The 13,029-nt window shown below is 69.2% G+C and carries 10 protein-coding genes; 7 read left to right on the top strand and 3 right to left on the bottom strand.

The window, feature by feature from the left end:
- The first annotated feature begins 236 nt into the window (after positions 1-236).
- From kdpF to JOD54_RS22955, 6 genes are all read left to right on the top strand, one after another.
- The gene (gene kdpF / locus JOD54_RS22980) at positions 237-338 is read left to right on the top strand and encodes a K(+)-transporting ATPase subunit F (protein ID WP_204453019.1); all 102 of its coding nucleotides are present in this window, start codon (positions 237-239) and stop codon (positions 336-338) included.
- Entirely contained in the window at positions 338-1,960 is a 1,623-nt protein-coding gene (gene kdpA / locus JOD54_RS22975; protein WP_204453018.1) for a potassium-transporting ATPase subunit KdpA, read from the top strand. The genes kdpF and kdpA overlap by 1 nt, the downstream gene beginning before the upstream one ends.
- An 11-nt stretch (positions 1,961-1,971) precedes the next feature.
- Positions 1,972-3,966: a potassium-transporting ATPase subunit KdpB gene (gene kdpB / locus JOD54_RS22970; protein WP_204456480.1), complete on the top strand. Its 1,995-nt coding sequence runs from the start codon at positions 1,972-1,974 to the stop codon at positions 3,964-3,966.
- Between the two features lies 1 nt (position 3,967).
- Complete coding sequence (locus JOD54_RS22965) at positions 3,968-4,510, top strand: potassium-transporting ATPase subunit C (RefSeq protein ID WP_204453016.1); 543 nt, start codon at positions 3,968-3,970, stop codon at positions 4,508-4,510.
- Positions 4,511-4,564: 54 nt separating this feature from the next.
- Complete coding sequence (locus JOD54_RS22960; RefSeq protein ID WP_204453014.1) at positions 4,565-7,030, top strand: DUF4118 domain-containing protein; 2,466 nt, start codon at positions 4,565-4,567, stop codon at positions 7,028-7,030.
- Between the two features lie 85 nt (positions 7,031-7,115).
- Positions 7,116-8,153 (top strand): magnesium and cobalt transport protein CorA, encoded by a 1,038-nt coding sequence (locus JOD54_RS22955; protein WP_204453013.1) that lies wholly within the window; start codon positions 7,116-7,118, stop codon positions 8,151-8,153.
- A 17-nt stretch (positions 8,154-8,170) separates the two neighbouring features.
- On the opposite strand, the gene JOD54_RS35725 is transcribed toward JOD54_RS22955, so the two are convergent.
- The 3 genes from JOD54_RS35725 to JOD54_RS22940 form a co-directional block, all read right to left on the bottom strand.
- A complete protein-coding gene (locus JOD54_RS35725; RefSeq protein ID WP_204453011.1) occupies positions 8,171-9,028 on the bottom strand; it encodes a pentapeptide repeat-containing protein in 858 nt (285 codons plus the stop codon).
- Between the two features lie 77 nt (positions 9,029-9,105).
- A complete protein-coding gene (locus tag JOD54_RS22945) occupies positions 9,106-11,166 on the bottom strand; it encodes a M28 family peptidase (protein WP_239573481.1) in 2,061 nt (686 codons plus the stop codon).
- A gap of 111 nt (positions 11,167-11,277) precedes the next feature.
- Positions 11,278-11,829, bottom strand: coding sequence for an EF-hand domain-containing protein (locus tag JOD54_RS22940; protein ID WP_204453010.1), 552 nt, complete (start codon positions 11,827-11,829; stop codon positions 11,278-11,280).
- 487 nt (positions 11,830-12,316) lie between these two features.
- On the opposite strand from JOD54_RS22940, the gene JOD54_RS22935 reads away from it, so the two are divergent.
- On the top strand, positions 12,317-13,024 hold the full coding sequence (locus JOD54_RS22935) for a hypothetical protein (RefSeq protein ID WP_204453008.1): 708 nt from the start codon (positions 12,317-12,319) through the stop codon (positions 13,022-13,024).
- Positions 13,025-13,029: the final 5 nt, after the last annotated feature.

Raw genomic sequence — 13,029 nt, 5'->3', positions numbered from 1 at the left:
GCGACGAGACGTGGGTCGCAGGGGTGTCAACAACGCGTAAAGGTCCCGGTCAGGGGTGTCAAGGACGCGTCAAGGGGGCGGTGGATCGGGGGGTTTGGCGTGCACTCTTCCGGCGTTGCGATCCGCGGTGGGTCGCTTGGTGGAAGGGAGTGGGCTGTGGCGGATCTTGGGTACGCGGTGCTGCTGATAGGCGTGTTCCTCCTGCTGGCGCTGACGGTGCGGGGGTTGGGGCGGTTGTGAGTGGGACGGGGGTTTTGGCCAACGTTGTGGGTGGGGTGTTGGCGTTGGTGTTGGTTGGGTATTTGGTCGTGGCGTTGATTAGGCCGGAGAAGTTTTGATGTCGTCTACTGTGGCCGGTCTGGGGCAGGTCGGGTTGTTGCTGCTTTCCTTAGCCTTGGTGTATCGGCCGTTTGGTGACTACATGGCTCGGGTTTACAACAGTAGCAAGCACTCTAGGGTGGAGCGGGTTGTCTACCGGGTTGCGCGTGTGGATCCTGAATCGCAGCAGCGGTGGGGGACCTATGCGCAGGCGGTGATCGGGTTCTCGTTCGTCGGGGTGGTTCTTCTTTATGTCCTGCAACGGGTTCAGTCGGTTCTGCCGTTCGACTTCGGTCGGGGCGCTGTCTCGCCGGGGATGGCGTTCAATACCGCTGTCAGCTTTGTGACGAACACGAACTGGCAGTCCTACATGCCCGAGTCCGTCATGGGCCACACCGTGCAGATGGCGGGGCTCACGGTGCAGAACTTCGTGTCCGGCGCGGTGGGCATGGCCGTGGCGATCGCGCTGGTACGCGGGTTGACGCGCAACCAGACCGACCGGCTGGGCAACTTCTGGGTCGACCTGGTCCGCGGCACCTTGCGCATCCTGCTGCCGGTGGCGAGCCTCTTCGCGATCGTGCTGGTCGCCACGGGTGTCGTCATGAGTCTCAAGCAGGGTGTCACTGTGGACGGACAGCAGGTGGCCACGGCACCGGTCGCGTCGCAGGAGGCGATCAAGGAGTTGGGGACCAACGGGGGCGGGGTGCTCAACGCGAACTCGGCGCACCCGTTCGAGAACCCCAACGGCTGGTCGAACCTGATCGAGATCTTCCTGATCCTGGTCATCCCGGTCTCCCTGACCCGCACCTTCGGCACGATGGTCGGCAACCGCAAGCAGGGGTACGTCCTGCTCAGCGTCATGGGTGTGCTGTGGTCGGCGATGCTCAGCGTCATCTGGATCGCCGAGGCCAACGGGCTGCGTCCGTTGGAGGGCAAGGAAATGCGCTTCGGCATCCCGTCGACCGCGTTGTTCGCCAACACCACGACGGCCACCTCGACCGGCGCGGTGAACGGGATGCACGACAGCTTTACCGGTTTGGGCGGCGGCGGGACGTTGCTGAACATGCTGTTCGGCGAAATGACGCCTGGTGGTGTGGGCACTGGTCTCTACAGCATCCTGGTGATGGCGATCATCACGATGTTCCTCGCGGGCTTGATGGTCGGCCGCACGCCGGAGTACCTGGGCAAGAAGCTGGGCAGGCGCGAGGTCACCGCCGCGGCGATCTCCATTCTGGCGATGCCGACGGTACTGCTGATCGGCGCCGGTATCGCGGCGTTGCTCCCCAGCACGCAAGCGGCCCTCAACAACCCCGGTGCGCACGGGCTCTCCGAGATCCTCTACGCCTACGCGTCGGCCTCGAACAACAACGGCAGCGCCTTCGCGGGTATCACCGTGACCAACGACTGGTTCCAGGCGTCGCTGGGTGTGTGCATGGCGCTGGGCCGCTTCATCCCCATCATCGCGGTGCTGTGCTTGGCCGGTTCGCTGGCCCAGCAGAGAAAGGTCCCCGTCACAGCGGGCACGCTGCCCACAACGGGCCCGCTGTTCGCGTCCTTGTTGACCGGGGCGATCGTGCTGGTCGCCGCGTTGACCTTCGTCCCCGCTCTCGCTCTCGGTCCCATCGCGGAGGCCCTGCTGTGACAACCCCAACCATGGAGGAGACCAGGCAGGTCGCCGCAGGCGCGTTCAGCCCGCATCAGCTGCTCGGCTCCTTCCCGGACGCCTTACGCAAGTTCCACCCCCGCCACCAACTGCGCAACCCGGTCATGTTCGTCGTCTGGGTCGGGTCGATCCTGGTCACGGTCTTCGCCGTCGGCGACACGAGCGTGTTCACGGTCGCGGTGGCGGTGTGGCTGTGGGCGACCGTCCTGTTCGCCAACCTCGCCGAAGCCGTCGCCGAGGGACGCGGCAAGGCTCAGGCCGAGTCGCTGCGCAGGACCAAAAAGGACGCGGTCGCGCGCCTCACCACCGGCGAGACTGTGCCCGGGACCGAACTCAAGGTCGGTGACCTGGTCGTCGTCGAGGCGGGCGAGGTGATCCCCGGCGACGGTGACGTGGTCGAGGGCATCGCGACCGTGGACGAGTCGGCCATCACCGGCGAGTCCGCGCCCGTCATCCGCGAGTCCGGCGGCGACCGATCCGCAGTAACCGGCGGCACCACCGTCCTCTCCGACCGGATCATCGTCAAGATCACCACCAAGCCCGGTGAGTCCTTCGTGGACCGCATGATCACCCTGGTGGAGGGGGCGCAGCGGCAGAAGACGCCGAACGAGATCGCGTTGACGATCCTGCTGTCGACCCTCACGATCATCTTCCTGCTGGCCGTCGTCGCGCTCCAGCCGTTCGCGATCTTCTCCGGCGGCGAGCAGTCGGTGATCGTGCTGACCGCGCTGCTGGTCTGCCTGATCCCGACCACCATCGGCGCCCTGCTCTCCGCGATCGGCATCGCGGGCATGGACCGGCTGGTGCAGCGCAACGTCCTGGCCACCTCGGGCAAGGCGGTCGAGGCCGCGGGCGACATCGACACGCTGCTGCTGGACAAGACCGGCACCATCACCTGGGGCAACCGCCGCGCCACCGAGTTCATCCCGGTCGGGACCACCTCGATGGACACCCTGGTCGACGCGGCCCGGCTGTCGAGCCTGGCCGACGGCACCCCGGAGGGCCGCAGCATCGTGGAGCTGTGCGTGACCGAGTACGGGCGCGCCGCCGAGCCGACCGACCGGGAGAAGACCGGCGAGTTCGTCCCGTTCACCGCGCAGACCAGGATGAGCGGCATCGACCTCGGCGACCGCCGGATCCGCAAGGGCGCGGCCAGCGGCTTCGTCCTGACCGAGGAGACCGGGCGCGTGGTCGACGGGATCAGCGCCCAGGGCGGCACTCCCCTGGTGGTCTCCGACAACGATCTCGTGCTCGGGGTCATCCGACTGTCCGATGTGGTCAAACCGGGTATGCGGGCGCGGTTCGCGCAGCTGCGGGCCATGGGCATCCGCACGGTCATGGTCACCGGTGACAACCCGTTGACGGCCAAGGCCATCGCGGGCGAGGCCGGGGTGGACGACTACCTCGCCGAGGCCAAGCCCGAGGACAAGCTGGCGCTGATCCGCGCGGAGCAGGAGGGCGGCAGGCTGGTCGCGATGACCGGCGACGGCACCAACGACGCCCCGGCGCTGGCCCAGTCCGACGTCGGCGTGGCGATGAACACCGGGACCTCCGCGGCCAAGGAAGCCGGGAACATGGTCGACCTGGACTCCGACCCGACGAAGCTGATCGAGATCGTGGAGATCGGCAAGCAGTTGCTGATCACCCGGGGCGCGCTGACCACGTTCTCCGTGGCCAACGACCTGGCCAAGTACTTCGCGATCCTGCCAGCCATGTTCGCCGCGATCTACCCGCAGCTCGGCGGCCTGAACGTCATGGGCCTGCACTCCCCCAACACCGCGATCCTGTCGGCGGTGGTGTTCAACGCGCTGATCATCGTGGTGCTGATCCCGCTCGCCCTGCGCGGCGTCCACTACCAGCCCTCCAGCGCCTCGGCGCTGCTGCGGCGCAACCTGCTCGTCTACGGCGTCGGTGGCATCGTCACCCCGTTCGCCGGGATCTGGCTCATCGACCTGCTCGTGCGACTCATCCCCGGGATCGGCTGACATGACCACCTTCGCCAAGCAGGCCCTCGCCGGGCTGCGCGTCCTGCTCGTGCTCACGCTCATCACCGGCGTCCTCTACCCCGCCGCCGTGTGGGCGGTTTCCCGGTTGCCGGGGCTGCAGGCCAACGCCGAGGCCACCGGCACGACCCTGGTCGCGGTCACCCGGGACGGCGACGGCTGGTTCTTCCCCCGGCCGTCGGCGGCGACCCTCCCGGCGTCCGGGGGATCCAACAAGGGCGAGCTCAACGAGGACTACACCGCCGTCGTCGCCGAGCGTCGGACCGCGGTCGCCCAGCGTGAGGGGGTTTCGGAGGACCGGGTCCCGCAGGACGCGGTGACGGCGTCCGCCTCGGGTCTGGACCCGCACATCAGCGACGCCTACGCCCAGCTCCAGGTGCCCCGGGTCGCCCGCGCCCACAGCCTGTCCGAGGACGTGGTCCGCGCCTTGATCACCGAGTGCACGGACGGCCGTGGCCTGGGCATCCTCGGTGAGCCTGCTGTGAACGTCACGGCACTCAACCGCGCGCTCGAGTCCGCGAAGTGACAGCCTGGGCGGGTCGCCACCCGGCGACCCGCCCGCCCCGGGAGTTGGACAGAGATGGACGAGCGCAAGCGCGGCGAACTGCGGATCTACCTCGGCGCGGCGCCCGGGGTCGGCAAGACCTTCGCAGTGCTCGGCGAGGCGCACCGCCGCCGCGAGCGCGGTACCGACGTCGTGGTCGGCCTGGTCGAGACCCACGGCCGGGAGAAGACGGAGCAGCTGGTCGCGGGCCTTGAGGTGCTGCCCCGAGCTCAGGTGCACCACCGCAGTCGCGAGTTCACCGAGATGGACGTCGACGCGCTGCTCGCCCGCGCGCCAGAGGTCGCGGTGGTCGACGAGCTCGCGCACACCAACGTCCCCGGTTCCCGCAACGCGAAGCGCTGGCAGGACGTCGAGGAACTGCTGGCGGCCGGGATCGACGTGCTGTCCACGGTCAACGTGCAGCACCTGGAGTCGCTCAACGACGTTGTCACCCGCATCACCGGGGTCGAGCAGCACGAGACCGTGCCGGACGACGTGGTGCGCCGAGCTGAGCAGGTCGAGCTGGTCGACCTCACCCCGGAGGCGCTGCGGCGGCGGCTCGCGCACGGCAACGTCTACGCGGCGCACAAGATCGACGCCGCGCTGGGCAACTACTTCCGGGTCGGGAACCTGACCGCGCTGCGCGAGCTGGCGCTGTTGTGGGTGGCCGACCAGGTCGACGTGGCGTTGCAGCGCTACCGGGCCGAGCAGAGCATCACCGACACCTGGGAGGCACGCGAACGCGTCGTCGCCGCGATCACCGGCGGACCGGAGAGCGAGACCTTGATCCGGCGGGCCAGGCGGATCGCGGTGCGGGCCGGTGCGGAGCTAATGGTCGTGCACGTGATGCGTGGCGACGGTCTCGCCGGTCCGTCGCCCGCGTCGGTGGCGCGGTCCCGCAAGACCACCGGGGACGTCGGCGCGACCTTCCACAGCGTGGTCGGCGACGACGTGCCGAGTGCGCTGCTGGACTTCGCGCGGGCGGTCAACGCCACGCAGCTCGTGCTCGGCACCTCGCGGCGGTCGCGGTTGGCGCGAGCGGTCGACGAGGGCATCGGGTCGGCGGTGGTGCGCGACTCGGGGTCGATCGACGTGCACATGGTCACCCACGACGAGGCCAGGCGGACGCGGCCGTGGAAGGTCGAGCGGGACGTGTTGGCCCCGTCGCGGCGGCTGCTGGGATGGGTGCTCGCGGTGGTGCTGCCGTTCGCGGTCACCGGGATAGGGCTGCTCACCCGCGGCGAGGTGGCGTTCTCCACCGACCTGATCGGGTTCTTCCTGGCCACGGTCGTCGTCGCCCTGGTCGGTGGCCTCGGCCCGGCGGTCGCGACGGCGTTCCTCGGGGCTGGGCTGCTGAACTACTTCTTCACCGAGCCCTACTACAGCCTCGCGGTCAACACACCGGAGAACCTGGTCACGCTGATCGCGATGCTCATCGTCGCGGTGCTCGTCGCGCTGGTCGTGGACCGGGCGGCGCGGCTGGCCGAGCAGGGCGCGCGGACGCGGACCGAGGCCGCTCTGCTGGCGTCCTATGCCCGTACCGTGCTGACCAGCCCGCAGCCGTTGGACCGGCTGCTGGCCAAGGTGCGGGAGAACTTCGGCCTCGAGTCGGTAGCCCTGCTCGAACAGCGCGACGGGGAGTGGCACGAGGTCGCGGCCGCGGGCTCTTCGGGCGGTGAGGCGACGGTGAACGTGCCGGTGACCGCGGACGTCCGCCTGGCGCTGCGGGGACGGGTCCTACCCGCCAGTGACCAGCGTGCGCTGGAAGCCGCGGCCGGGCAGGCGCTGCTGGCGCTGCGGCAGCAACGGATGACCGTCGAGACCGAGCAGGCACGGCGACGGGCCGAGACCACGGAACTGCGGACCGCACTGCTGTCGGCGGTCGGGCACGACCTGCGCACCCCGCTGACGTCCATCAAGGCCGCAGTCGGGAGCCTGCGCACGCCCGACCTCGCACTGTCCGAACAGGACACGGCGGAGCTGCTGGAGACGGTGGAGGTCTCCGCTGACCGCCTGGCCGGGCTGGTGGACAACCTGCTCGACTCCTCCCGGCTCGCGACGGGAGCGGTGGCACCGCAGCTGCGGCCGGTCACCTACGACGAGGCCGTGGCGCGGGCGCTGGCGGGTATCGACGAACGGGACGCGGTGGCCGTGGACGTCCCCGAGCACCTGCCCCCGGTGCTGGCGGACGTGGGCCTGCTCGAACGGGTGGTGGCCAACGTCGTCGACAACGCCCTCCGGCACGGGCGCGGGGAGGTGGCCATCCGAGCCAGCGCCCACCGCGACCAGGTGGAACTGCGCGTAGTCGACCACGGCCCCGGCCTCCCCAAGAACGCCCCGGTCTTCACCCCCTTCCAGCGCCTCAGCGACCGAACCCCCGGCATCGGCCTGGGCCTCAGCGTCGCCAAGGGCTTCACCGAGGCGATGTCCGGCACCATCACCGCCGAAGACACCCCCGGCGGCGGCCTCACCATCGTCATCGCGCTACCGCGAGCCCGGTGACCAGCGGTCCGCGTTCACACCGGCAGGACGGGGGGTGTGGCACGGTTGCCCGCGTGCTGACCTCAAGTCTCCTATCGAGACCGTTATGACCAGCGGTGACTTAGCTGGAACAGGCCCGTCCACCCGAACGCGGCCGTCCGCGGGGATCGTGGACTGCGCGCTCTACCGCGAGGGCGAGCGGGTGCCGGGAACCTGGACGCCGGGTGAGGCGCTCGCGCGGGCCCGGCTCGACGGCGGGTTCGTGTGGGTCGGGTTGTTCGAACCGACCCAGGACCAGCTCGCCGATCTCGCGGTGGAAGTCGGCATCTCCCAGCTGGCACGACAGGGCGGCATGCCGCGGCCGGGCTTGCGCGGGCACCGCGACTTGATCTCCGCGAGGCTCGCGACGGTGCGCCACATCGCCAACGAGAGCCCGACCACCGCCAGCGAGATCGTCGAGACCGGCGGGATCACCGCGTTCCTCGCGGCGGAGGTCATCATCACCATCCGCCACCGCGACATCACCGGGCTGGGGGTGCTGCGTCGCGAGCTCGAGGCCACTCCCGACCGCCTCGCGCAGGGACCCGCCGCTGTGTTGCACGCCGTGATCGCCAAGGCGGTCGACGACTACCTCGCCGTCACCGCGGCGTTCGAGCGGGACATCGACCACATCGAGGCGTTGGTGTTCGCACCGCGCAGCCCCGTCGGCGCCGAGCACATGTACCTGATGAAACGGGAGATCGTGGAGCTCCACCGCGCGATCGCCCCACTCGTCGCCCCGCTGCGCGCGCTGGCCGAATCGCCCAACTCTCTTGTCCCGCAACAGGTGCGCTCACGCCTACGCGACGTCGACGGCCAGCTCACCAGCGTCACCGAGCGCATCGCCGAGTACGACGACGTGCTCACCACCCTGCTCAACGCGACACTGGCAAAGGTGGCGCTGCAGCAGAACGGCGACATGCGCAAGATCACCGCGTGGGCCGCGGTGATCGCCGTGCCCACCATGGTCGTCGGCGTGTACGGCATGAACTTCGAGCACATGCCCGAGCTCCACTGGACGTACGGCTACCCGATCGCCATCGCCGTGGTCCTGTTCTCCAGCTTCGTCCTGCACCGGGTGTTCCGCCGCAATCGCTGGCTCTGACCAGATCCGCCCGGCGGTCAGCGCCACCACTCGCCCTTGGTCGCGCCGTCGACAAGGGCACCCCCGGTTTGGGTCATCTCGTCGTGCACCGCTGCGGTGAGGTTGGCGCCGCGGAGGTCGGCGTTGGTGAAGTTGGCGAGGCCGAGTTCGGCGTTCTCCAAGGTGGCGTGGCTGAGGTTGGCCTTGCGGAACCCCACGTTGCTCAGGTCGGCGTAGCTGAAGTCCGCGTTGCCGAGGTTGGCTTGGCTGAGGTCGGCGGAGCCCAGGTCGCTGTTGCGCAGGTCGACGCCGACAAGCGCGGCGCCGACCAGGGTGGCGTGGCGCAGGGTGGCGTCGTTGAGTTGGGCGTCGTAGAGGTCGGCGCCGCGCAGGTCGCTGTACTCGAGGTTGGCGTTGTTGAGCTTGATGTTGCGCAGGCAGGTGCTGTTCAGGTCGATCCTGGTGGTTTGGTCGAACTTGGTGTCGCGGCGGCCGAGGACGGTCAACGCGGCTTGAATGTCGGCCGCGGGAGGTAGGTCCGGGCATTCCGCGGGGGCGAGTCTCGGCGAGGTCGTGCGGACGAAGGCGGAGAGCACCTCGATGACGCTGGGCTGGTCGCGGGGTGAGTCGCGGGCGAGGCGCTCCAGGGCGTAGACGGCGCCGAGCCTGGACTGGAGGTGGTCGGCGCCGGTCCGGTCGAGCTGTTCGACGGCTTTGGTGTAGCGGTCGGTGAACTGGCCCTGCTCGGCGACCTCGTTCTGGCGCAGGGCGGCTTTGCTCTGCTCCTGCGCGGCGGTCACCTGGTCCTGGGTGGCGATGAGCGTGAGCCCGGCGACGACCACGGCGCCCAGCGCGGTGAGAGCGCTGATCACCTCCACCGCGCGTTGCCTGATCACCCCGTTCTCCGCGTCACGGCGGCGGGGTTGGGTGGGTCGCGTCGACCCAGTAGCGGGTCGACGCAACCCAAGTCTGGTCAATGGCCCGCGGCCTGGGTGGCGGTTTTGAGGGACTTGGTCAACAGAGCCAGCCACCGGGTGGCTGTGGTGGGATCGTTGTGGTCCAGAGGTTCGTTGACGCCGGGTAGCACCTTGACGGCGTAGCCGGTGTAGGTGCCGGGAGCGTAGATCTGGTGGCGGTACCAGGGGCGGTCCGGGATGCCTTCGGGGCGGGTCAGGGCTCGTTCCTGGGCCAGGATCGCCCTGTTCAGACGGGCGTACTTGCCGTGGTCACCCTTGCCGTGGAGAAGTCTGTCGCGAGTGGACTCCAGGGATTCTGTTGCGCGGAGCCAGTCTTGAGCGGCCTTGGTCGCAGCGGTGACGTCAACGCCGCGTTTGGCCGCGTCAGCGAGGTAAGCGAGGGTTTCTCGGGCGTAGGCGGAGTAGTTGAGGGGGATGATGTCGGCTTGGGCCAAGCGTAGTGCTGTCAGGCCGGTGGTCTTCGCTGCGACGGATTGATAGCGGAAGCCGGGGTCCAGGAATCGGTCGATGAAGCGCGGGTCGTCGATGGTGCTGTGGTAGTTGCCGCCGGGTGAGCTGAAGCCGAGGTCGGCGGAGGCGATGCCGAGGCGGTCGAGGAACGCGGTGTAGTCGGAGCCGCTGCCCAGGCGGCCGGGCTTCGGGGTGCCCCTGGCGGCCCAGTTGGCGTGGACGGTGCCGTGTTCGGGGTCCGGGACGGCCTTGGTGACGGCGGTGAGCAGGTCGTCGAAGGCGGGCACGGACGCGGCGGAGAAGGAGCGGCCCGCGGTGCCGTCCATGTTGAGGTAGGCGACCGCACCGCGCCGCAGCTCGGGCGCGAGCTGCTCGACCCACTCCGTCGAACCGAGCAGGCCGTACTCCTCGCCGTCCCACCCCGCGATAACGATTGTCCGCTCGGGTCGCCAGCCCGCTTTCTGCAGCCGCGACAGGCCGTAGGCGATCTGCAGGGCCGACGTCCAGCCGCTGGTGTTGTCGCCGCCGCCGTAGACCCAGGCGTCGCGGTGCGCGCCGATGATGACCTTCTCGTCGGGGTGGCTGCGGCCCTTGATCTCGGTGACGATGTTGTCCACCGGCAGCTGGCGGTACTCGATGTCCAGCCCCAGGTGCGCCTCGGTCGGCCCAGGGCCCACGTGGTACGGGAACTCGAGCCCGCCCTGCCACCCAGCGGGGACCGCGGGGCCGCCCAGTGCGCGCAGCAGGTGCTGGGCTTCTCCGTAGGAGATGGGGGTGGTGGGCACGCGGGGCAGGTTGTCCGCGTCCTCCGGGTCGATCCGGTCGGTCCCCGGCACGGACGGTTCACCAGGGGTCAGCGGGTCGCCGGGGTACTCGAAGATGTACTGCACGCTGCCGCGCTGGATGGAGTCCGCGGGCCGCCAGGGCCCCTGCGGGTACACCGGCCCCTTGACGAACCCGTCGTCGGCCGGGTCGGAGTAGATGATCACGCCCTTGGCGCCGTGCTCCTGGGCGACCTTGGACTTCACGCCGCGGAAGCTGCCGCCGTAGCGGGCCAGCACGATCTTGCCGCGCACGTCCACGCCCAGTGCGGCCAGCTTCTGGTAGTCCTCGGGCAGGCCGTAGTTGACGTACACGACCTGCCCGGTGACGTCACCGGCGGGCGAGTACGCGTTGTAGCCGACCACGGCCTCTTCCAGGTACCGCTGGCCGGGGTACGGCTTCTCCTTGACGCTCAGCGACTTCCGGGTGGGCGCGGTCATCTCGACCTTGATGTCCTTGGCGACGGACCCGTACACGGAGTACCGCACCTGGCGGGCGGGCAGCCCCCACTGGCGCAGCTTGCCCAGCGCGTAGTCCCGCGCCGCGCGATTGCCTTCCGTCCCGACCAACTGCGGCCGCGACGACATCGTCGTGTTCAGCTCCCGGGCCTGCGCCGGGTCGATCGCGGCCATGAAGTCCCGCTCGATGCGTTGCTGCGCGGCCGAATGCGCGGCGGTGAACCCGAGCAGGACCTCGTCGCCCGCGGCGGCGGGCACGGCGGTGAGGGTGGTGGCCAGACCCACCACAGCCACACCCCCGACGACTCTGGCTGTGATTCTTCGCATCCGCCCACTCAACCGGGCCGCGGCCGCGCCGCACCACCCGCCGAAGTGCCAGACATGTTGCCAGGACGGCTATCGGGTCGTGAACACCACTGACGATGTGGTCCACACCATTTAGATGTGCCCGAAGAACAGGCTCCCCGGCGCGTCGGGGTTGTTGGAGAACAGGTGCTCGCGCACCGCGCCGATGAACTCCTCGCGCGAGATCGCCCCGTCGCGGTCGGTGTCGAGCGCCCGGAACGCCTCGATCGCCTCAGGCGCCTCGGTCCGCCACACCTCGCGCAGGCACCTGGCGAACTCCTCCTCGCTGATCTCGTTGTCCCCGTTGACATCGACCACGTCGAACATCACGTGCCCGGCCCCGTCCGCGATGTTGATCCGACTGGTGTCGATGCTGGCCAACCTGCTCGCCACCACGAACTGCTCCTTCGTCAACCGGTCGTCCTCCACCCCGGCGTGCCGCAGCAGTTCGAGCCAGTACGCCTGGAAGAACGCGTGCAACGCCCTGGCCCGCCGATCCCCCTCCCGCAGGTGGTAGGCGTCGACGTAGCGCTCGGCCAACTTCCGGTAGTCCGACCAGTCCAGGTACCCGTTGTGATCAGCATCGACCGTCTCGAACATCAACCCCAACTTCGCCCCGATGACGTCCTGCTTCGCCTTGGCCATGGCCTGCCCCTTCCTCCGGTCCAGCACCCCACTCTGGTGCAGGGTGTTCGAAAAGGACACTGAGCCGCACACATGACACCCGATTCGGTGGTGACGCAGAGTGCGGAGCGGGGGCGGACGTGGAGAGGCTCATCGAGCAGGTGGGTGACCGAGGTAGCGGTCGGTAACGCGCCGGTACCGCGGAGCGACGGAGCCTGACCGACCTCGAAGACGCGTTGTGCGATCCGGTCAGCGGCATCCTCGACCGGTCGAACTACGCGGTGCTCGACACCCCGACCCGGCATCGGCGATAGTGGAGCAGCTGCGGTGGCCAGTGGGCGTCTTCGAAGGACGGTCCACCAGACCGATCCGACGATGCTCAACAGCACCGCTGTGCCGTTCACCTGGCTCAAGGAGCTCATCGAGGAGAGCCCGGCGAGGACCAAGCTGCTCATCCTGGACTGCTGCTACTCCGGCCTGGCAGCTCTACCGGTCCCTGGTCGCGGCGATGAACCAGCGCACGCTGCCCCGGCCCAAGTTCAAGAGCACCGACACCAGCAGCGACCTGGTCCTGCGCCGCACTCCCACCCCGCCGGAACCGCCAACCCCGGTGCTCGAACCCCAGCCGATCCCGGTTCCGCAGACCCGGCCGCAGGTCCCGGAGCCGCCCGCCCCCAGCCCCGCACCGCAGCCGGTGGTCGTTCCCATGGCCGTCGAGCCTGTGTCGCCCAGGCGATTCACCATCAGCGCGCACCAGGAGGACCTCCGCCCAGTCCGGACCCGGGTGTTGGTCGCGATCACCACCACGATCCTGTGGGCGGCGATGTTCGTGTCCTTCCCGACCTTCCTCGCGTCCCTCGCGACCGCCATCACCGCCTCTCCCCGGGACTGGCCCGCCGCGTTCGTGATGCTGGCGCTGTCCCTGGTTCTCTGGAGACTGATCCGGTTTCCGCTGGCCCGAGCGCGTGCGGGCCACGACGACAGCGCCGGGGCGGCTGTCCGGGTGACGTTGCTGGACCCGGTCAGCCGCTGGCCGTACTTCGTCACCCTGCCCTTGCTGGTGGCTTGCGTGCTGGCGCTGATGAGCACCTTGTTCGGACGAAGCGGTTCCCTGACCAGCGTGCTCAGCCAAGCAGCTCTGCGGGGTGCGATGCTCTTGATCTGCATCGCAGTCGGTACGTTGCTCGCGTGGGCGCTCGTCAAGCAGAAGTCGTGACCCGC

Origin of the sequence: Actinokineospora baliensis (genome assembly GCF_016907695.1) — a bacterium.
In the GTDB taxonomy this organism is placed as follows: domain Bacteria; phylum Actinomycetota; class Actinomycetes; order Mycobacteriales; family Pseudonocardiaceae; genus Actinokineospora; species Actinokineospora baliensis.
This window is presented reverse-complemented; position numbering and strand designations above follow the sequence as displayed.